The sequence below is a fragment of the Corynebacterium sp. HMSC074C05 genome, from assembly GCF_001838325.1.
In the GTDB taxonomy this organism is placed as follows: domain Bacteria; phylum Actinomycetota; class Actinomycetes; order Mycobacteriales; family Mycobacteriaceae; genus Corynebacterium; species Corynebacterium amycolatum.
Map to the genome: position 1 here is coordinate 112,990 of NZ_KV836284.1, position 20,199 is coordinate 133,188.

General features: G+C 59.2%; 16 protein-coding genes. 6 read left to right on the plus strand and 10 right to left on the minus strand.

The window, feature by feature from the left end:
- The first annotated feature begins 42 nt into the window (after positions 1-42).
- Positions 43-750: an isochorismatase family protein gene (locus HMPREF3042_RS03150; RefSeq protein ID WP_070856035.1), complete on the plus strand. Its 708-nt coding sequence runs from the start codon at positions 43-45 to the stop codon at positions 748-750.
- On the opposite strand, the gene HMPREF3042_RS03155 is transcribed toward HMPREF3042_RS03150, so the two are convergent.
- Positions 747-1,298, minus strand: coding sequence for a gamma carbonic anhydrase family protein (locus HMPREF3042_RS03155; protein ID WP_370547258.1), 552 nt, complete (start codon positions 1,296-1,298; stop codon positions 747-749). The genes HMPREF3042_RS03150 and HMPREF3042_RS03155 overlap by 4 nt on opposite strands.
- 109 nt (positions 1,299-1,407) lie before the next feature.
- On the opposite strand from HMPREF3042_RS03155, the gene HMPREF3042_RS03160 reads away from it, so the two are divergent.
- The 4 genes from HMPREF3042_RS03160 (at position 1,408) to HMPREF3042_RS03180 (ending at position 5,038) form a co-directional block, all read left to right on the plus strand.
- Positions 1,408-1,731 (plus strand): putative quinol monooxygenase, encoded by a 324-nt coding sequence (locus HMPREF3042_RS03160; RefSeq protein WP_038629105.1) that lies wholly within the window; start codon positions 1,408-1,410, stop codon positions 1,729-1,731.
- Entirely contained in the window at positions 1,731-2,348 is a 618-nt protein-coding gene (locus HMPREF3042_RS03165) for a hypothetical protein (protein ID WP_070856036.1), read from the plus strand. The genes HMPREF3042_RS03160 and HMPREF3042_RS03165 overlap by 1 nt, the downstream gene beginning before the upstream one ends.
- A 184-nt stretch (positions 2,349-2,532) precedes the next feature.
- Positions 2,533-3,399, plus strand: coding sequence for a 3-hydroxybutyryl-CoA dehydrogenase (locus tag HMPREF3042_RS03170; protein WP_070856037.1), 867 nt, complete (start codon positions 2,533-2,535; stop codon positions 3,397-3,399).
- Between the two features lie 280 nt (positions 3,400-3,679).
- Complete coding sequence (locus HMPREF3042_RS03180; protein WP_070856038.1) at positions 3,680-5,038, plus strand: acid phosphatase; 1,359 nt, start codon at positions 3,680-3,682, stop codon at positions 5,036-5,038.
- 8 nt (positions 5,039-5,046) lie between these two features.
- On the opposite strand, the gene HMPREF3042_RS03185 is transcribed toward HMPREF3042_RS03180, so the two are convergent.
- The 3 genes from HMPREF3042_RS03185 to HMPREF3042_RS03195 all read right to left on the minus strand — a co-directional run bounded on the left by HMPREF3042_RS03185 (position 5,047) and on the right by HMPREF3042_RS03195 (position 10,259).
- Positions 5,047-6,198 (minus strand): MalY/PatB family protein, encoded by a 1,152-nt coding sequence (locus HMPREF3042_RS03185; RefSeq protein ID WP_070856039.1) that lies wholly within the window; start codon positions 6,196-6,198, stop codon positions 5,047-5,049.
- Positions 6,199-6,295: 97 nt separating this feature from the next.
- A complete protein-coding gene (locus HMPREF3042_RS03190; protein WP_070856040.1) occupies positions 6,296-7,879 on the minus strand; it encodes a glycerol-3-phosphate dehydrogenase/oxidase in 1,584 nt (527 codons plus the stop codon).
- A 685-nt stretch (positions 7,880-8,564) separates the two neighbouring features.
- The gene (locus tag HMPREF3042_RS03195) at positions 8,565-10,259 is read right to left on the minus strand and encodes an FAD-binding oxidoreductase (protein ID WP_083327413.1); all 1,695 of its coding nucleotides are present in this window, start codon (positions 10,257-10,259) and stop codon (positions 8,565-8,567) included.
- 225 nt (positions 10,260-10,484) lie between these two features.
- Here HMPREF3042_RS03195 and HMPREF3042_RS03200 point away from each other — a divergent pair, with 225 nt between their 5' ends.
- Positions 10,485-11,444 (plus strand): diacylglycerol kinase, encoded by a 960-nt coding sequence (locus HMPREF3042_RS03200; RefSeq protein ID WP_016423132.1) that lies wholly within the window; start codon positions 10,485-10,487, stop codon positions 11,442-11,444.
- A gap of 57 nt (positions 11,445-11,501) precedes the next feature.
- On the opposite strand, the gene HMPREF3042_RS03205 is transcribed toward HMPREF3042_RS03200, so the two are convergent.
- The 6 genes from HMPREF3042_RS03205 to HMPREF3042_RS03230 all read right to left on the minus strand — a co-directional run bounded on the left by HMPREF3042_RS03205 (position 11,502) and on the right by HMPREF3042_RS03230 (position 20,150).
- Positions 11,502-13,418 (minus strand): ABC transporter ATP-binding protein, encoded by a 1,917-nt coding sequence (locus HMPREF3042_RS03205; RefSeq protein WP_070856041.1) that lies wholly within the window; start codon positions 13,416-13,418, stop codon positions 11,502-11,504.
- A 60-nt stretch (positions 13,419-13,478) separates the two neighbouring features.
- On the minus strand, positions 13,479-14,831 hold the full coding sequence (locus tag HMPREF3042_RS03210; RefSeq protein WP_070856042.1) for a maltokinase N-terminal cap-like domain-containing protein: 1,353 nt from the start codon (positions 14,829-14,831) through the stop codon (positions 13,479-13,481).
- A 31-nt stretch (positions 14,832-14,862) separates the two neighbouring features.
- A complete protein-coding gene (treS, locus tag HMPREF3042_RS03215) occupies positions 14,863-16,674 on the minus strand; it encodes a maltose alpha-D-glucosyltransferase (protein ID WP_070566609.1) in 1,812 nt (603 codons plus the stop codon).
- Positions 16,675-16,781: 107 nt separating this feature from the next.
- Positions 16,782-18,101, minus strand: coding sequence for a PH domain-containing protein (locus tag HMPREF3042_RS03220; protein ID WP_168168121.1), 1,320 nt, complete (start codon positions 18,099-18,101; stop codon positions 16,782-16,784).
- A 60-nt stretch (positions 18,102-18,161) separates the two neighbouring features.
- Positions 18,162-18,650, minus strand: a complete 489-nt coding sequence (locus HMPREF3042_RS03225; RefSeq protein ID WP_070856044.1) for a PH domain-containing protein — start codon at positions 18,648-18,650, stop codon at positions 18,162-18,164.
- A gap of 225 nt (positions 18,651-18,875) precedes the next feature.
- Complete coding sequence (locus tag HMPREF3042_RS03230; RefSeq protein WP_070856045.1) at positions 18,876-20,150, minus strand: carboxylesterase family protein; 1,275 nt, start codon at positions 20,148-20,150, stop codon at positions 18,876-18,878.
- Between the last annotated feature and the right edge of the window lie 49 nt (positions 20,151-20,199).

The following is a 20,199-nucleotide window of genomic DNA, read 5'->3' on the forward strand; positions in this document are numbered from 1 at the left end:
GGCGTGCTCCTCTGAATGTGAGCACGTGGCAAGATATAGGCCATGAACGCTTCCTTCTCCGAAATCTACCGACAGGTCAACGCGGACAACGCCGATAACGCGGACACCGGGGCAGACACCAGCAACGACGCCCACTCCGAGGAACAGCAGCGCCCGGCGCGTCCCCGCATGGCACTGGTAATCGTCGACGCTCAAAATGATTTTTCCGCCGGCGGCGCACTTGCCGTCGACGGTGCTGAGGCAGCGTACACCGCTACATATCTGCATGTCGCGGGCACAGCGAACAAGTACTCGGTTCTTGCGACCACCCGTGACAATCACATCGACCCAGGCACTCACTTCTCTGAAACCCCGGATTACGTCGATACCTGGCCGAAACACTGTGTCGAAGGTACCCCGGGTGCGGAAATTCACCCCGGCATGCAGCGCGCCATCGCGTTTTTTGAGCAGCTCAACCCCGCTGCTGTGCGCATCGATGTTACGAAAGGGGAGTACGCCGCCGCTTACTCCGGTTTTGAGGGAACAACGGAGGCTGGCGTTTCGCTTGCCGACGCTCTCCGCGCCTCTGACATCGAAGAAATCGATGTGGTGGGTGTTGCGACTGACCACTGCGTCCGCGCCACTGTGCTGGATGGTCTCAAGGAGGGCTTTTCCGTCCGCGTTTTGAGCAATCAGGTCGCGGCGGTGGACCCGGAGCGCGGCAAGGCTGCACTAGCGGAATTGGCCGCGGCGGGCGCGACTGTGGTCTAGTTAAAAGTCACCATATCCAGGTCGACCTCGCGGAGGTGGCGGTGGTTGGACGCTGTTTCCACGTAGCGCCCTGCATGGGCGATGAAGCCCTCTGCTTCCTCAGCCGAGAGTTGACGACGCACCTTGGCGGGAACACCTGCAGCCAGCGACCTGGGGTCGATAACCTGATCTTCCAACACCACGGCACCTGCGGCAATGAGGCTGCCAGCGCCGATACGGGAACGCGAAAGCAGGGTGGACTTCATACCGATGAGGCAACCATCTTCAACCGTGGTGCCGTGGACCAAGGCCATGTGTCCGACGGTGACATCATCGCCGAGAATCGTGGGCACGCCCCGGTCGACATGGACTGTGGAGTTGTCCTGAATATTGGTGCGCTGGCCAATGCGGATCGGTGCGACGTCACCTCGGAGAACAGAACCGTAGAACACGGAGCTATCCGCACCGATTTCGACATCACCGATAATGACCGCGCCGGGCGCAATCCAGGCGCTGGAATGAATGCGTGGGGTCTTATCTTGGTACGTGAGAATGAGCGGAGTGTTCATCATACAAACCAATATAACTGTCACCTGAGGTCAGCGTAAGAAAAATTCTCAGCGAAACTCTATTCGTCGAAGGGTGCAATTCTGCTTGGACGCGCATACAGTGGGCGACATGATTTTCATCGTTGTGAATTACCAAGTTAAGCCGGAGTTTGCCGACGAATGGATGGACCACGTCGCTGAGTTCACCGCTGCCACCCGCGCAGAGGCTGGCAACAAGTGGTTTGAATGGTCCCGCAGCGTAGAAGACCCCAACCAGTACATTCTCGTCGAGGCATTCGATGATGACGCTGGTGAAGCCCACGTCAATTCCGAGCACTTCGCCAAGGGCCTTGAGGCGATGAAGCCGCTGCTCGCTGAGACCCCGAAGATTGTCTCGCAGGTACTGCCAGATAAGCAGGACTGGGATCGCATGGGCGAGCTGCAGGTCGACTAATGTCCTCAGACACCATTCGCGATGGCGCAGCCGCTTCCAGCAGCGACACCTATTCTCTGATTGGACGCGGCCTGCGTATTGGCTCTGCGGTGCTGGCCTCTGCGCTCGTCGTTGGACTCAGTGCCTGTGGGGACAGCGATGAGGCAGCTTTGGAGGGCAGCCAACATCAGTCAAGCCAGGCGCCGAGTGCTGTTGCCTCCACCGCCGCTATTCGGGATAACTTGGCTCAGCTGGCGGCGGATACTGCGGCGCTGAAGAAAGCATCGCAAACGCTAATTGCGAAGGAAACGGTCTCGGAAGAGACCCGAAAGATTGCGCAGCAGGCGGAGCCAATCTTTGCTGAAGAGGAATCGCAGCTAGTCAAGACTCTCGGCGTCGATGTCGATCCGTCTGAGACCAAGCTCGACACCGCCACCATGACTCGCCTCGAAAACGAGGAGGGGCCACACGCAGATATGGCTTATCTGACGTTGATGGAAGGCAGCCTCGATAAGATGCTCGGCCAGTGGGAAGAACTGGAAAAGCATGGCGGAAACGACCTGCAAGAATTGGCACGCTCTTCTCAGCAGCAGCTGGAAGATATTCAGCAGGCGCTGGAAAAACGTATGCAGTACTAGCCGCTGCCCAAACCTCGTGGGGGAAATTCAAGTAAAAAGTCCTGCAAAGCGTGCCCGGGGAACCGGGGAAGTGAGTAGCGTGTAAATAAAGCCAGTGCGCTGTGATCGTCGTCAAGCGAATGCGCACTCGGATGAAGCACAATGCTGACTAATAACCCAGAGTAGAAGGTAGGAAAATACGCCAATGGCAAATAGCATCTCGCGAGTAGGCATCGTCGGCGCCGGTCAGATGGGCTCCGGCATCATTGAGGTCTGTGCGAAGGCCGGCAGTGATGTCAAGGTCTGGGAGGCCAAAGAGGAGTTTCTCGAGTCCGGCCGCGCCCGTATTGAAAAGTCGCTGGATAAGGCCGTTTCCCGTGGCAAGCTGGAGCAGTCCGCACGTGATGAGATTATGGGCCGTATCAGCTTCACCACCAAGCTGGAAGACTTCGCTGACCGTGAGCTGGTCATCGAGGCCATCGTGGAAAACCCGGAAGTAAAGGCCAGCGTCTTCTCGCAGCTCGATGAGATTGTTGAGTCGGACGATGCCATCTTGGCTTCCAACACCTCCTCGCTGCCGATTCAGTCCATTGCTGCAGCCACTAAGCGCCCGGAGCGCGTCATGGGTCTGCACTTCTTCAACCCGGTTCCGGTTCTGCCGCTGGTAGAGCATGTCGTTACCCTGACTACGGGTGATGTTCAATCGGAGCGCGCGTACGAGTACGCTTCCGAGGCGCTGGGCAAGACTGTCATTCGTGCGAAGGACCGCTCGGGCTTCATCGTCAACGCCCTACTCGTTCCGTACATCCTCGGCGCTATTCGCATGCTGCAGGACGGCATTGCTACTGCAGAAGACATCGATGCCGGAATGGTCAATGGCTGTGCGCACCCGATGGGTCCGCTGACTCTGGCCGACATGGTTGGTCTGGACACCATCAAGTTCATTGCCGATGCCATGTTCGATGAGTACAAGGAGCCGACTTACGCGGCACCTCCACTGCTCAAGCGCATGGTTGAGGCGGGTCACTTCGGCCGCAAGTCCGGCCGTGGCTTCTACGACTACTCCAAGTAGTCCACGCTTTTAGCCCCGTTTGGGGCGAGTATTGAGTTCTTACCGGTTGACGGGCGTTTCTCCCGCCAACCGGTTTCTTTTATGCATTTATCAGTGAAAACCCGGAGTCTGAGGGGGAAAGCTCCCACGATCGGCGCTAGCATTTTGAAAACTTGTTTCTTTTCAACGCGCCGAAACCTCACAGTGCGCTTAACATAAGTGAAGATTTTGTCAGACCTTGGCTTATAGAGCACTTCACAACTGGTGCCTCCCACGCAGCAATCTGGAAAGGAATGCTTCAGTGTCTTCTTTGAAGCCGCACAAGCGCACTGCAACACGTACTCGCGTCGGCGCTGCTACCGCAGCAGTGGCAGTTGTAATGGGGCTTACACCGGCAACGGCCGTGGCAGCTCCGGTCAACCCGTTGGCCGAGCACGGCAACCGCCTGGACTCTGTTTCTGATCTTCCAGCTAATGTGGCAGCTCCAGAGGGAATCAAGCTCCCCGGCGGTGGCTTCGAGGTCCCGGATTCCATCTCGCTGCCGTCATCTTCCGGTGAAAACACCGACCCGAATGCGCCGAAGCCAACCTCGTATCGCCCGGACCAGATTGCACGCGCGTACCCGTCGGATGCCGCCACCGATAACTGGTTCTACTTCTACGTTGTGCATCCTTTCGTGGAGCTGGAGAAGAACCACCCAGAGGTTATGGACCAGAACCTCGAAACGGTCGTCCGCATTAACAACGCTGCCAAGAATGACCCGCAGGCACAGGAACTCGCTCTTGATGACGACTACCTGGACCCACTGGCCAATATTTCCACTGCTTTCGGTGCAAACCTGGGCCAGCACTTCCGTGATGCCTATGACGAGGATCGCCTGCCGAAGGTAAAGGCCCTGCTGTCCGGCAACCTTGCTCGCGGCGGCGGTCTGGTCAGCTCGACCTTCTTCGAGAAGTACGTCTACGGCTACGATCGCCCGTTTGTGGTGGCGCCGGAGCGCATCGAGCGCTACTACCGCGAAGGTCAGGACGACCCGTACTCGACCACCCCGTCCTACCCGTCGGGCCACACCAACAAGGCTGCATGGACTTCAACCATGCTGGCCATGATGCTGCCGGAGGTTGCACCGCAGATTCAGGCGCGTGCGTCCGAGGCTGGTCATTCTCGCCTTGTCATGGGCGTCCACTACCCGCTGGACGTTATGGGCGGCCGCATGATGGGCAACCAGGCCGCAGCTGATCGTTGGGCAGACCCAGAGTTCCGCCCACTCATCGAAGAAGCCATGGATGAGCTGCGTACGGAGCTCGAGTACCGCTGTGGCGACACCATCGCCAACTGCGTTGCCAAGGACACTCCGTACATGAGCACCGCAGCTGCCGTTCAGCAGTACACCGAACGCATGACCTACGACTTCAAGCAGGTTGGCCCGGCTAACGAGCCAGTTGTTGTTCCGAAGCGGTACGCAGGTTTGCTGGAGACCCGCTTCCCGCAGCTGACTGAGGAACAGCGCAGCTCCGTCCTCGCTCAGACCGCAATCCCATCCGGCTACCCGCTCGATCGCACTGACGGTGAGGGCCAGCACGTTCGCATGAACCTGGCTCGCGCTCTGGCCGCCAACGTTGTTGTCAACGCCGACGGCAGCGTCACTGTCACCAACTAAAACGTCAACTACAAGCGCAGGGCCGCGTCAAGACGGTCCAGGGCCTCACCGAGGATTTCCGGGGAGGTCGCAAAGTTAAGCCGCACATGCCCAGCCCCGCCTTCGCCGAATGCGAAGCCGGGGTTGAGTGCTATTTTGGCGTTTTCAACCAGCCACGCAGCTGGGTCCTCACTGACAACACCAGGCACGTCACCCAAGTCCAACCACGCCAAAAATGATGCTTGCGGTGGGGTAAAGCGAGCCTGCGGCGCAATAGTGGACAAACGTGTTCGCAGAGTCTCACGGTTGGTGCGCAGGACATCGACAAAATTGTCCAGCCAGGGCACGCCATCGCTGTAGGCGGCGGTGGCCGCGGCGACACCAAGAATAGAAGCGCCTTCGCGAACAATGAAGGGCAGCTCCAGCCAGGTTTTGGCATCTTCGTCGTTAAAGATGATCTGCGCACACTTGAGGCCGGCGGTATTCCAGCCCTTCGAGGTAGCAGTCACCGTGATAGTCACGGCCGCCGCGGTATCCGACACCGACGCGGTTGGAGTGTGAGTGCCATCTAGAACAACTGGGCCGTGAATCTCGTCTGAGATAACGCGCGCACCAAAGCGAGCGGCTAAATCAGTAATCTCACGAAGTTTTTCGGGGGAGTAGGTAAAGCCGAGAGGATTATTCGGGTTACACAAGATCAGGCAACCGGCACCGTCGGCGAAGGCGCGTTCGAGGGCGCCGAGATCCGGGCCGTCGGCAAGCGTGGGAATGCACACTGTCTCACGTCCCAGCGCGGGACCTACCTGGAAGAACGGCATATAAGCGGGAGTGGGGACGACAATTGCGGAATCGGGGCGGGTGAAGCGTTCAACCGCGAGCGTGACACCGCGGACGACGTCGGCGACTGCAAAGATATTGTCGGGGTTCGGGCGCCATCCGTAGCGTGCTTCGGAAAAGTCCGCGGTTGCGGTCGTAAGCGCGGTGATGTCGTGCGAGAGGTATCCGAACTGTTCGCGCTGACACGCCTCGTCGATTGCGGCGCTGACCGCAGGGCAGGTTGTGACATCGGATTCGGCGACCCACAGTGGCAGCACGTCCGGGGGATATGCGGTCCATTTGACTGTCCCGCGGGAGCGGAGTTTATCGAGGGAGGGGAATGTGACAGCGTTATTTACACTCATAGTTTCCGTGTATACAGAAAAAACGGGAAGTCCGAAGACTCCCCGTTTTATCCAGTAGCTACGGCCACATCAGAAGCAGCCACAGCAATGACTAGCGCTAGGCCAGCCTCAGCGCCTCCTCAGCAGCTGGCAGGGCAGCTTCGCGATCAGCCTTGACCAGCCCCAGACGTGTGCGGCGATCGAGAATATCGTCGACACTGAGAGCTCCCTCGTGCGTCACATGCCAGGCGAACTCGGCGCGGGTGACATCGAGACCCTCCGCTACCGGGGCGAGCGGTCGATCGAGCGGACAGGATTCGATGACCTCGGAGGATTCGGCACCGTAGCGATTAAACAGCGGCATCGGGATACGGCCTGCAGCGGCAGCGGTGCGAGCGCGGTCGAGCTCCTCCGGCTCGGAGCCCAGCACAGGGATCGTGCGGGTGGAGCACGGGGCAAGCGAAACACCGAGCTTCTCTTCGACCTTGTCCACGGTTTGCTCAGCCATAAGACGGTACTCGGTGAGCTTGCCACCAGTAATGGAAATCAGGCCGTTCGGGGCCTCCAACAAGGCGTGTTCGCGGGAGAGGTCAGCGGTGTGCGCCTCGCCGGCGTCGATGAGCGGACGCAGGCCGGCGAAAGCGCCGATGACATCGTCGCGAGTGAGCGGAACCTCAAGTGCTTGGTTGATGACATCGAGCAGAAAAACGATGTCATCCTCCGGTACTTCCGGAACATCCGGGATCGGGCCCGGTGCATCCTCATCTGTCAGGCCGATGTAGACGCGGTTGTGCTCTGCGGGCAGGACAAAACAGAAACGGTTGGTGTGACCGGGCACCGGTACCGTGAGAGAGCCGCTAGGGTTGCCTAGCTTCGCGGCGTCGAGAACCAGGTGTGTGCCGCGAGATGGACGAATCTTGATGTTCGTCGCCAGTTCGGCTGCCCACACACCAGTGGCATTGACCACTGCGTGAGCCGGCAGCTCGAAGGGATCGCCAGTGAGCTCGTCGACTAGTGTGGCGCTCGTGCCAGAGGCAGTCTCGCAGCGCACTCGGGTCAGAATAGTTGCACCGTAGCTAGCGGCAGTTCGAGCGATAGCGGTGACCAAGCGTGCGTCGTCACGCAGCTGACCGTCGTAGTTGACGTAGCCGAATCTCACCTCGCGCTTACGTACGGTCGGCGAAAGCTGGCTGACTCGGCGGGAACCGACAGTGCGGGACAGCGGCAGGGTAGTGGCGGCGGTACCAGCGATAATGCGCAAAAAGTCACCGGCCAAAAAGCCTAACCGTGGCAAAATTCGGGTCAGCGGTGCAAACTTATCCATCACCGGTACGACCTGCGGCAGGTTATGCACCAGGTGCGGAGCGGTGACGTCGAGCAGCGCACCACGTTCAATAGCTGAGCGGCGAGCGATACCGACATTGCCGCTGGCAAGGTAGCGCAGGCTGCCGTGGGCGAGCTTCGACGACCAACGAGAGGTACCGAAAGCTAGATCCTTCGATTCGACGAGAACGGTATTCAAACCCCTCGATGCTGCATCTAAAGCGATGCCGACACCAGTGATACCGGCGCCGATGACCAGCAGATCTGGGATGTTGCCCTTAGCGGTTTCTTCGCGCAGACGATTCAAGTCCGCTTGCCGACGAGCCTTGTTCAAAACCGCAGCTGAGCGATCGCGCTGAGGAGCGTGCGTGGCAGTCATAGTCTTTCTTCCTCGACTTTCCCGAAGACGGTAATAGTGATGAAACGATCTGGCGTACGTGATGAAGTTGTGGAGTGCGTAGTGAGCGTGAACTATTTCGGGGCGTAACCCATTGCAAGGCAATTAGAAATAGACTAAGTTGTTCATTATCAACGACCGGCACGGATATTGATTCAAGAAATCTTTCTTAGTTGCGAATCATTTCCCGGGGATTACAAGGAAGGAGACACCTCGATGGCTATGCACCCAGCGTCCAACCGCTCTGAGTCCATGAACCGAGCTTTCGCCGCTACTGCACCATCGCTGCAGATGTGTTGCTGCTGTCTCCAGTCCGTGCCGCCCCAGACAGGTCGTAACTAAAAAGACGCGCTTAGGCATGTAAAACGCCACGCTGTTTGCGGTCGCACGGACGAAATCGCACCGATTGAGCCGACCCATCCCACCATCCGAGCATTCTCGCTTGGAATTCTAGGAAGAAGCGACAGCGACAATGACCGCAGCACTCGAATCTTTTACCCTTGACGATTACGTTTCACTGTTTATTTATGACGGCCCAACGTCGCCAGAAATCTACGCCAGTGAACTGGTCAGTCTAGCTCGCTAACCGAGGCTGGCGGCTAGACAGGCCGGGTTTTGCCGTGGTCAGCAGCAAATAGCGGTTGGGCCGAAGCTGGCGGCGACAGGGTTAGATCATGTTGCCGTCGTAACGCTCTTCCAAGGAGCGCGGGCCGGTAGCCAACTTGCCCGGGTTGAGGATGCCAGCGGGGTCGAGTTCGTCCTTAATTGCGCGCATGACCTTGGCGAACAATTCGGTGTTCTCCTCGTAGTACTGCGGGCTGTGATCCTGGCCAATGCCGTGGTGGTGCGTGATGGTGCCGCCGAATTTCATCATGGCCTCTGATGCCGCGGACTTGATGTCCATCCACTGCTGGAGAATCTCGCCCTCGGTCTCGCGGAAGAAGTACGTGAAGTACAGCGAGCAGCCGGATTCGTACATGTGCGAGATGTGGCAGAAGACGTACACCGGGGTGCCGTGCTTCTCGCCAGCGGCTTCCATTGCGGAGGCGATTTCGCGGCGCAGTGTAGCGGCGTTATCCCAGGTGGTGGCGGTCTCCAGGGTGTCGACACCGACGCGGCGGGTCATCATGACATCGCGCAGGTACGGCGAGGAGAAGCGGTGGTTAACCCAAGCCATGCCCGGAATGGAGCCCATGCGGACGCACTTCTTGGTCAGCAGGCGACCGGCCAGGCGCTCACGGGTGACGCGGGCGCCGACCGGATCAGTCTGGGCGAAGCCAAAAATCACCATGCACGGGGTATCGATGCCACGCAGCTTCAGGTACTTTGTGACCTTCTCGGACATGCTGGCGGAGCCCAGCTGAGTGAGGCCAAACAGCGTTTCCTTCTCGTCGGAGATGCGCGCTAGGTGCGGGATATTTCCGCTCTGCTCCAACTTGCGCAGCTCCTCGGCGGCTTCCTCAAAGGAGTTGAAGAAGTAGGTGTCGAAGAGCATCTCCTTTTGCGGACGCTGATTTAGGGCAATCGTCACATGCGTGATGATGCCCAGGGTGCCCTCCGACCCCAGGAAAAGCTCACGCGGGTTTGGGCCGGATGCCGACGACGGCATGTCGCGGAACTCCATGGTGCCGGCTGGCGTGACGACGCGCATGCCAATCACATTGCGGTCGATGCGACCGTAACCAGAGGATTCCTGGCCTGCAGAGCGGCAGGAAACCCAACCGCCGACAGTGGAGTACTCGAAGGACTGCGGGAAGTGACCAGCGGTGAAGCCGGCCTTGGACAGTTCCTTTTCCAAGTCGGGGCCGAAAACGCCGGTCTCAACGGTGACGGTGCCGGCGACCTTGTCAATGTCGATGATCTTGTTAAAGGCGGTCATGGACACTGCGATGGCCTTACCCATGCCACCGTCAATAGCCTCCACGCCGCCGACGACCGAGGTGCCGCCGCCGAAGGGGACGACTGCAATCTTGCGCTCAGCGCAGACCTTGAACAGGTTCTCGATATGCTTTTCAGTTTTCGGTAGTACAACAGCATCTGGGGCGACATCGAGCTTGGCTGCGCGAAGGCGAACCAGGTCGGGGTAGGAGCGGCCGACCGCGTGCTTGACACGGGTGTCATGGTCGGTGGCGACGGCATCCGCGCCGATAATAGCCCCCAGGGCCTCGATATCCTCGTTGCTGAGGCGACTATCGGGGATAATGACATCGGCGATATTGCGCGGCGGGTTGTTTGCGTCCAGCGACATACCGATTTCGCGCTGCAGTAGCTTCTCGCTGGCTGCGGTGATTGGCTTGTCGTTGCCGTCAACACCCCAGCCCCACCAGCGCATGCGGTACGGAATCGTGAGCTTGTTAGACATCCTGAGCTTCTCCTTGGGCATCGGTGCTGAGAGCCTGAACTGCGGAATTATGTGTAACTTGTGCAGAAGCACATCTTTACATGTTCGTATTATAGCGGTATTGCGTTACGTTTTCTCAAAAAATGTCAATCATTCTTGGTAGACTTTAGTTAGGTGCGGTAGCAAAACCGCATAAAGGCCAGTTTCGGCCGGTCAAAAGCCCACGTAAAAGTAGGTAATTCTTCGATGAACGCTAACGACAAAGATCTCAGTTACCCGCTGGGAACAACTGAGATTCGTACCCTCGCTCTGGTCACTAACCCCCACGCCGGTCATGGCGCCTCGCAGATTGCCTCAGCTCGGGCAAGTCGGGTGTTCGCGGATCGCGGTATCGACGTCATCGCTCTCCAAGGTGCTAACCCCGACGACGCCCGCAAGCTCATTCGTGAGGTCATCGCCGACGGCCGAATCGATGCCTTGGCAGTTTGCGGCGGCGACGGCATGATTAACCTCGCGCTGCAGGAACAGGCACAGACCGGCATCCCCCTCGGCATTATCCCCGCTGGCACCGGAAACGACCACGGCCGTGAATACAATCTGCCGCGTGGCAATGCTCGCGATGCTGCTCACGTTATCGCCGACGGTTTCTGGACAACCACTGACCTCGGTCGCATTACGAGCGCAACAGGGGACCGGCGCTGGTTCGGCACCATCATGTGTGCCGGCTTCGACTCCATTGTCTCCGACCGCGTCAATCAGATGACCTGGCCACACGGCCGCAACCGCTACAACCTGGCCATCGTCCGCGAATTCTTGGCTTTCCACTCCCTGCCATTTCGCCTCACGCTTGATGACGATCGGGTTCTCGAAGATCCCATCACGCTGGCCGCTTTCGGCAACACCCGTTCTTACGGCGGTGGTATGAAGATTTGCCCGTCTGCAGACCACTCCGATGGCCTGATGGACATCACCGTCATCGGCAAGGCCGGACGGATCAAGGCCGCCCTTGCTTTCAAGTCCGTATTCGACGGCACCGTTGAAAAAATCGGTGAGGTCAGCACCTATCGCGCTAAGAAGGCTTACGTGGAATATATCGGCCCACCACGCCAGATGAATGCCTACGCTGACGGCGACCTCATGTTCCCGATGCCAGTTACGGTGGAAATCGTCCCAGGCGCTGGCCGCTACATCGTTCCCCGTCCGTAAAAGAACGCAAGGGGGTTCTCGTCGTCAAGCTTTTCCCGCATGCTTGACGACGTCGCGTTACCCCTTGATTCCGTAGCTCTTCAGGCGCAGACGATCCGCCGCAGAAGCCGAGGCCGTCAGGCGCAGCAGCTCGGCGTAGATACCGTCAGTCTGTGCCAATTCGGCGGGTGCGCCCACCTCGTCGACGTGACCGTCACGCAGCGTAACGATGGTGTCCACATCGGAAATCGTGGACAGGCGGTGGGCGATGATAACCGTGGTGCGCCCCTCCATCAGCTTGTCTAAGCCACGCTGAACTTCGCGTTCTGCCTTGGTGTCCAGCGCCGAAGTGGCCTCGTCCAGGATGAGGAGGGGAGCATCCTTCAAAATTGCGCGCGCAATAGCGATGCGCTGCTTCTGGCCACCCGAGAGCTTCAGCCCGCGCTCACCAATAGTGGTGTCGTAGCCGTCGGCGAAGCTGCGAATGAAGTTGTCGGCATTGGCCTTTTTGGCCGCAGCGATGACTTCCTCATCGGTAGCGTTGGGTTTGCCGTAGGCGATGTTCTCTCGAATCGTGCCGGAGAACAGCGAGGAGTCCTGGAACACGACGGCAGAGCCGGCGCGCAGAGTGGAACCGGAAACCTCGGAGACATCCGAACCCAGGACGCTCAGGTGGCCTGCGGTCGGCGCATAGAAGCCGAGTAGCAGGTTGACAATGGTGGACTTGCCGCCACCCGATTCGCCGACCAAGGCGATTTTTTGACCTGAGTACGCCTGGAAGCTGACGTTGGAGAGCACCGGCTTGTCCTCTTCGTAGGCGAAGTCCACTGCATCGAAGTCGACAATGGGAGCGCCGGCAGCCTTCTGTTCGGCCGCGCGTTCCAGGGAGGAGCGGTAGGCGCTGTCGCTAGCGGCGTTGGCTGAGATGGAACCAACAGATGCGGGGGCGAAGTCGCCGTTATTCGCGGTCGCCGCATTGAGGAGCTCCGGCTGCGTGCGAGCCTCTGGGGTAAGTTCCATGACCTTGAAGTAGTCCCGGGAACCGGCGACTGCGCGCTGGGCAGCGTCGACCAAGAAGCTCATCATGGTCACCGGTTGGCGCGCCATATTAATCAGCTGAATGAGCATGACCATGGTGCCGATGGAGAATTCGCCCGACAGCGTGCGCAGGAAAAGCAGCAGGTAGATACCTGCGAAGATGACGTTCAAAATGCCGCCGCGCAGGGCATCCATGCGGTGCCACCACGTTGACTGCTCGTGGGTCAGGGAGATGGTGCGGCGGAAACGGGAACCAAAGAAAGCGATTTCGCGCAGCTCCGCGGTGAAGGATCGAACAACCTTGACCTGGCCGATGACCTCGGCAAAACGGCCACCGGCGATATCGATTTGTTCGTTTTTCTTGGCTTCAACCTTTTGCCAGCGTCTCGACGTCAACGCGGTGAGCAGGGTGTAGACCGGGAAAACGATAATCAGCAGCACGGCCAGCGGCCAGTAGTACCAAGCAGTGATGGCCAGCACTGCACCGACGGTCAACAACATCGGGAAGAAGTTGTTGGAAAACGCCTGGAGGAATTGCGTGATATTGGTAATCGAGCGTTCCAGGCGGGCGATAATTGTGCCGGTGACCTGGCTGTCGAAATAGCGCTGCGGCAGAGACAGCAGCTTTGCATAGTAACGGGTCGACAGAATCTCGCGCATGCGCGCAGTCATCACATCGCCCAGGTAACCACCGATGTTATGCACGATGGTTTGCGTCAGATCGGCAATCAGCAGTCCGATGATCAGCCAAATCACGGTGCGAGTGGTGTTGGACATCGCCGCTTGGCTCAAGCCTTCATCGCTGGACACCGCGCCGACGATGGCGTCGGTGGCATCGCGGATGAGGAAGGGGCTAATCAACGACGCGGCGGCGGTGGCCAGCGAACAGATGATGACCCCGATATAGAAAGGCCAGAGCACTCGCGTGGTGGATAGGATTCTGCTGAGCAGACGCACGAAAGACCTCTATCTTGCGGGATGATGACTCCCCGCTATGAAATTACTGCGACAAGAGCCCTATCCTAACAGCGAGCGCACAGCACCAAGCGGCAGCGGTAGCCAGTTGGGACGGTTCTGGGCTTCGTAAAGGCACTCATAGATAGCCTTATCCAGAACAAACGCTTCCAACAGCACCGGGTCGCTGCTGTCGCCATAGCCTTCCAGGAAGGCATCGATATTGCGGCGAGCCCACTGCTCAACACGCTCGGTCGCTGCCTCGGTGTCCTCACGTCCCGTCAGCAGCGGGTAGTGAGCGGCGTAATCGAAGGAGCGAATCATGCCGGCGATATCGCGCAGGCGGTGGTCCGGCAGACGGCGCTCCTCCCACGGGCGCGACGGCTCGCCTTCGAAGTCAATCAAGCGCCATGAGCTTGGAGTGCGCAATACCTGCCCCAAGTGCAGATCACCGTGGATTCGCTGGACGACGGCACCACCTTCCGGTACCGCAGCCTCTGCGCGATCGAAGATAGCCTGCGCCTTATCCTTGACCTCCGCAATTTGTGGCACCACACCAGCGACGAAGTCCAGGCGAGCACGCAGGGGAGCCACCAACTCCGCACCGGTCAGGCGATTCTTCACCGCGACAGCGGCGGCGAGGCTGCTGTGCACCGAGGCCACTGCTTCGCCGAGCGCACGGGCTTCGGAGGTAAAGTCGGTGCCCAAATCTTCCAGCGGGGTCTGGGCGTCGCGGATGGCGTCGCGGACTGCGCCAAGAGCCAGCTCCCAGCCATCGACCGAGTTCGGTGCGAATTCCTGCAGCATGGCGGTGGTGTAGGTGTCCTCGCCAATGGTGGTCTCTACCCAGGAGTAGAGCTCAGGGACGAACTTGCAATCCGCCTGGGCCAGTGCGGCCAGCATCTCCACATCGGCATTAGTGCCGGGGTAGAGGCGACGGAAGAACTTGCACATCACGCGGTCGTCGAAAATGACCGAGGTATTCGACTGTTCGACTCCCATAGGGCGGCCGGATTCCGGTCGGGGCTGCTCAGAGCCCGGCACACGCCGCAGTTCCATGCGGCCGAGCTTGCCTTCGTCGGAAAGCTTCTGGCCGAGTGCCGTAATGGCATCCGAATCAATCAGAGCGTCGTAGCCGACGACGCCCTCGGCGCGAACCAGTAGGGACTGCTCGTGGCCCTCGGGGACGTCCTGCGCCCAAGCGATGGGCAGCTGATAGGTCGGTGCGGAATGGGCGGTGTGCACCCTCACCAATGCGATATCGACATCCGGACTGTTGGGATTGTCGCGCAGTACGGGGTCAAGCGCGAGGATCTCGACGTGGTCGATGTCGGAGACCTTGTCAGCGAAAAAGCGCATCCTGACCAGTGTGTCTGCCAGCTCTTCGGCAATGAAATCGGCGGTGGGAATAGTCATTTCAGTTCATTCGCCTTTCGGGACTTAAAGATCACTCTCTATTATCGGCGTTTGTGACGGCATCGGCATTGGCATCGGTAGCGGTGCCAGAGTGCTCGCGTGATGACGTCACCGGCGCGTCCGATATCGCCTGTGCAACCGGGATTGTCGGCGCGGACATTGAGACGCTCGATTCGGCGTTTGTCTCCGGCGGAAGCTGGATTTCGAACCAGTAGAAACCGTGGCCAGGAAGCGTGATCTGGTAGGAATCGGTGCCAATCGTGGGGAAGGGAACCGAACCAGTGAGCTCTACCGGGGTGGAACCGGCGAACTCGGACAGATCCAGTGAGACGGCCGCGGGGTAGGAAGACAGGTTGTTGACGCACAGCAGCACTTCGTCGCCGTATGTGCGCAGATAGGTCAGAACAGAGGCGGTATCGCTATTCAGCTCGCGGAAGTCACCGAGGCCAAAAGCCTCATAGCGCTTGCGAACCTGAATTAGTCGACGCACCCAATTCAACAGGGAGTTGGAGTAGCTCGCTTGGTTTTCGACATTGACCGCCTGGTAGCCGTAGGTCGCATCCTGAATGGTCGGCAGATAGAGCCGACCGGGGTCGGCCTTGGAGAACCCGGCGTTGCGGTCGGGCGACCACTGCATCGGTGTGCGCACGCCATCGCGGTCGCCGAGCCAGATGTTGTCGCCCATACCGATTTCATCGCCGTAGTAGAGCACCGGCGAACCCGGTAGGGACAACAACAGGGCGTTGAAAAGCTCGAGTTGGGTGCGGTCATTTTGCAGCAATGGCGCTAGCCGACGGCGAATGCCGATGTTGGCCTTCATCCGCGGATCGTGGGCATACTCGGCGTACATGTAGTCGCGCTCTGCATCAGTGACCATTTCCAACGTCAGCTCATCGTGGTTGCGCAGGAAAATACCCCACTGAGCCGAAGAGGGAATCTCTGGCGTGGACTCCAGGATCTCCGAGATGGGAAAGCGGGACTGCTTGCGCACCGCCATGAAAATGCGTGGCATAAGCGGGAAGTGGAAAGCCATGTGGCATTCGTCGCCACCGACCTCCGGGTCGCCGAAGTATTCCACCACATCGGAGGGCCACTGGTTGGCCTCCGCCAGCAGGACGCGACCCGGGTATTCCTCGTCCATGACCTTGCGGCAGCGCTTCAGAAAAGCGTGGGTCTCGGGCAGGTTCTCGCAGTTAGTACCCTCGCGTTCAAACAGGTAGGGAACAGCGTCGAGGCGGAAGCCATCAATGCCGAGATCCGACCAGAAGCGCAGCACATCGAGCATTGCTTCCTGCACCGCCGGATTGTCATAGTTCAGATCTGGCTGGTGGGAGAAGAAGCGGTGCCAGTAGTACTGACCACGCACCGGGTCGTAGGTCCAGTTGGAATCCTCGGTATCCACGAAAATAATGCGTGCGCCCGAGTAGGTGTCCGGGTCATCGGTCCAGACATAAAAGTCGCCGTAGGGGCCATCGGGGTCAGTGCGCGACTGCTGGAACCACTCATGGCTATCGGAGGTGTGGTTCATCACCAGGTCAGTAATAACGCGGATACCGCGCGCATGGGCCTCGTCGAGAAGCACCTTGAAATCCTCGACCGTGCCAAACTCGTCGAGAACGGCGCGGAAGTCGCGGATATCGTAACCGCCGTCGCGCAGCGGGGAGTCGTAGAAAGGCGGCAGCCAGAGGCAGTCGACACCCAGCCATTGCAGATAATCGAGCTTTTCCGTCAGCCCTTTGAGGTCGCCGGAGCCGTTGTTGTCGGAGTCAAAGAAGGCTCGGACGAGCACCTCATAGAACACCGCGCTGCGGTACCACTCGTAATCTTTCTTGGCGATAGTCATGCATCCCAGCGTAATGACTATGCCGCTAGCCTGCAGAGGGAGTTTTCCTGCGAGATCCCACAAAACCGCGCGAGTCGGCGGTCCTGGGAGACCTCATGAAACACCTTTTAAACAGCCTTGTGTTCCTGAATCAGCGCGGCGAGTTGATACGCATCAGCCAGCGCCAACTCCGTTGCCACCGGTGTGACGGTTCCTGGCACCATGTCGATTCGCACGTTCGCCACTCCCGCCGCTTTCTTCAGCGGAGAAATGGTTAGTGTATGCCCCTGGATGCGCTGCCATGGGACCATGAACCGCGTATGCCAGAACCGACCCTTGGTCACCAACAGCCCCCGCCGCGTGGCCTGCACCTTTTGAAATTTCCAGTCAATTGGGCTGAGCCACCATGCCGTGCGTGGAGTCTGCCAGGAGCCCAACAGGTCATCGGCAGAGGACGGTCCCGCAATCTCAGTCATCAAATCATCGACAATCGTATCGGTCTCCGCCGCCGGCGCCACGGGCACCAGTGCGTTGTTCGACTGTGTGCTGTCCAGGCCATAGCCCGCCACCGAGACATCGGCACGGGACCATTTCCACGGGCGCCACCAGAGCGGTTGCACCACTTTGAAGCCATGAATGCGATCAATGGGAATGGTTTGAGCGCGTGTCGACAACAGCCCGGCGGTAATTGCCAGACGCCTGCTTTCCGACGACACCTTCAGCGTGAAATCCCACGACTGATTTAGTACTCCGAAAAGGCCGAGCGCGAAACTGCCAATCACAATCAGAGTAGTGATGGTTACTCCGCTGAGGATTTCCACGATGAAGTCGGTAAACAGCGCAGAGACAACGGCGAGGAGGATGAGAGCTATGCCGACGAAAAGACCGGGTCCAATGGCCACGGATGCGACCAACCGTCCGACATCGACCGGGCCAAAAATAGTTTTCGCGTCGGACATGCGGGAGGACATGTGGGCACTGGAGTCTTGAGCAGCGGCGGGGCTGTCGCCGTCGTAAAGCGAATGTGCCAGTTCGGTGTCCAGCTTTTCTACCTCGCCCAACACGTCAGCGCGGAACTGTTCGCATTGCGGGGGAGTGAGGTATTTGATCGTGAAGTGCGAATCGGAGCCGCCGGCTGTTTCGATGACAATTTCGGCGAGCCCGAAAATGCGCGCCAACAATGGTTGGTTGATATCCACCGCCTGCACGCGGTCGAGCCGTGCCGCGCGTCGAGAACGCAGTAGCCATCCGGAGCCGTAGCGAACCTCATCGTCGGTGAGTTCGTAGAACGTATACCGCCAGGACAACCACGAGAAAAATGCAATTAGACCAATAATTATGGCGACCGCACCGGTACCGATAAGGAGACCGAGCCATGCCCAGTCGTAGAGCTGAGTCACGACAGCAACGGCCAATTGCCACTGATTCGCAACTGCGAATGCAGTCACAGCAGCGATTGTGGCGAAGCTTTTGAGCAGCGGGGATAGTGGATGAACTCTATGCCTCATTTAAAGACCCGCCATCCGGTCGTGGGCGCGCTGAGATAGACGGGCGCGCAGGGCGAGAGCTTCTTCGCGTGGCAGACCGTGGACGGCGGCATCCGAGCTCGCCGATGCTGTGTTGAGCTTCAGCGTTGCCAGTCCAAACAGGCGAAGCAGCGGTCCTTCATCGATGTCGATGAACTGGATTCGTCCGTACGGGACAATAGTGACCGAGCGCCACCAGCGTCCGGACGCAACGATGAAGTCGTTATCTCCTTCGAGGTATCGGTGGGCACGAACTCGGCGGCCGATGAGCCAGTAGATATATGCGAAGTAGAGCACGCAGGCGAGGACTCCCAACCACATCCACGGAGTCCACGCCACCGCGGCTACGGCAGCTGCAACCGTGATAAATAGCAGGGGAGCAGCGTGCGCGATTCGCTTCACCTTAGCCAGCGCGGGGTCGACCGGCTGCAGCGCAGAGTTTTCGGGGACTAGTAAATCAAGTGGCTCCATGGTTGACAGTTAAACACAATTGGTAAAGCTTGCGCCCAACCAGGTGCTTCGGTAAGAACGGTGGCTATGGATCGCAGGAAACTCATTGCAGTACTCATCACGCTAATTACCATTTTGGTCTGCGTGGAGATTTACCAGTACATGCAGACTCTGCCGAGCTAAATAGCAGCGCTAACCGGTGCGGCCAATGGCAAGCCTCAGCCGTCTCATGCGCCTAATCCCGTTTTATGCACCAAAGAGCTGGCGCGGAGCCGCCCACGCATCGATGGCAATGCCCTCGACTGCCTGGGCGTCAGCGCCGGCAAAGGTAGTCACCTTGCGGTCGTCGTTGTAGCGGGGCATGTGTGAGGTGCCTTTGCGGATGAACTCGACCGCCACTTGGTGGAAGGGATGGTTGGGTTCCTTCATACCGAAGAAGCGTGCAATGTCGATGCAGTGCGGAGCACCACTGGTGCGGCCAGCAGGTGCATAGCCCAACCCTTCTCCCGGTTCGAACTGTGCCGCCCACACATCCAGCTCAGCCGCCACGGACCGTTCGGCGACTTTAACAGCGTATGAGCGAATCGCTGAGTCAGAAATGACATTCCCCATCGGACGCTCGGCATAGGCGGTGGCCGGAAATTCGCCGTGGCCGCGATGCCCCTTGGCGTAGCGCCGAGCCATCCACTCCCGCATGGGCAACTTGTCCATCGCCACAACCGGCGGTTCTGAGAAGAACTCTTCGCTGGTGGCGGTCACCATCGTCGGCAGTGTGGGAGCAAAGCTGTCGAAGCGAGGCCCAATTGCCGGATCCGAAGGCGAGGATGCCGACACCAATTTCTGGGCCCGAGCGACCCTGCGTTCGTCGGCACGCGAAAAGACGTCGGTGGACGGCACACGTCCCACGCCGATGCCGGCCAACGTGCGGCGGAGGCGCGAGCCCGACAGCAGCGAGAAGGCCGGCGACATGGCAATGGTGCGTTGGATCTGGCCGCGCGTGCGATCGTCGGCAGCCAGAGTGAGCGCCAGCGCCGCACCCGCCGATTGCCCCGAGATAGTGATGTTGTCGATATCGCCGCCGAAGGCAGGCGCGTTACGACGAGCCCACTGCAGCCCCAGATACAGGTCATCAATGGCCCGGTAGGTCTCTGTTTCACTGTCACGCCAGAAGCCCTCGAGGCCCTTGCGGTATCCAAGCGAAACGGTGACGATGCCCGCCTGTGCGAAGGCCGTCGCGTCCGTCCAGGGTTCGGAGGGATGCCCAAACTCGTAGCTACCACCGTGAATCCACAGCAATACCGGATAGGAGGCGTCCGCGGGCTCAGCCGGTGCGGTGACGGTGAGAACTAATTCGCGCTCGGGTTCACAGCGCCGAGTGCCCGACTGTGGGCCGTCTGCCACCGGTGCCGACGCGGCGAACGGAGAAGCATCTGCGTAATCGATATTGAAAACTTGTATTGCGCCATCGTGAATACGGCCGGTTAGCCTCCCGCAGGGAGCGGAAATAGTCGTCTCTGTCATGGCGGAAAACGCCTCCTCGTCACTGTTGGTCCTGCCAGAAGGGCGGGGA

What these genes read in the sequence shown, in the direction of transcription:
- HMPREF3042_RS03150 (WP_070856035.1), top strand. Translation starts at nt 43, where the DNA reads ATGAACGCTTCCTTCTCCGAAATCTACCGACAGGTCAACGCGGACAAC.
- HMPREF3042_RS03155 (WP_370547258.1), bottom strand. Translation starts at nt 1,298, where the DNA reads ATGAACACTCCGCTCATTCTCACGTACCAAGATAAGACCCCACGCATT.
- HMPREF3042_RS03160 (WP_038629105.1), top strand. Translation starts at nt 1,408, where the DNA reads ATGATTTTCATCGTTGTGAATTACCAAGTTAAGCCGGAGTTTGCCGAC.
- HMPREF3042_RS03165 (WP_070856036.1), top strand. Translation starts at nt 1,731, where the DNA reads ATGTCCTCAGACACCATTCGCGATGGCGCAGCCGCTTCCAGCAGCGAC.
- HMPREF3042_RS03170 (WP_070856037.1), top strand. Translation starts at nt 2,533, where the DNA reads ATGGCAAATAGCATCTCGCGAGTAGGCATCGTCGGCGCCGGTCAGATG.
- HMPREF3042_RS03185 (WP_070856039.1), bottom strand. Translation starts at nt 6,198, where the DNA reads ATGAGTGTAAATAACGCTGTCACATTCCCCTCCCTCGATAAACTCCGC.
- HMPREF3042_RS03190 (WP_070856040.1), bottom strand. Translation starts at nt 7,879, where the DNA reads ATGACTGCCACGCACGCTCCTCAGCGCGATCGCTCAGCTGCGGTTTTG.
- HMPREF3042_RS03195 (WP_083327413.1), bottom strand. Translation starts at nt 10,259, where the DNA reads ATGTCTAACAAGCTCACGATTCCGTACCGCATGCGCTGGTGGGGCTGG.
- HMPREF3042_RS03200 (WP_016423132.1), top strand. Translation starts at nt 10,485, where the DNA reads ATGAACGCTAACGACAAAGATCTCAGTTACCCGCTGGGAACAACTGAG.
- HMPREF3042_RS03210 (WP_070856042.1), bottom strand. Translation starts at nt 14,831, where the DNA reads ATGACTATTCCCACCGCCGATTTCATTGCCGAAGAGCTGGCAGACACA.
- treS (WP_070566609.1), bottom strand. Translation starts at nt 16,674, where the DNA reads ATGACTATCGCCAAGAAAGATTACGAGTGGTACCGCAGCGCGGTGTTC.
- HMPREF3042_RS03225 (WP_070856044.1), bottom strand. Translation starts at nt 18,650, where the DNA reads ATGGAGCCACTTGATTTACTAGTCCCCGAAAACTCTGCGCTGCAGCCG.
- HMPREF3042_RS03230 (WP_070856045.1), bottom strand. Translation starts at nt 20,150, where the DNA reads ATGACAGAGACGACTATTTCCGCTCCCTGCGGGAGGCTAACCGGCCGT.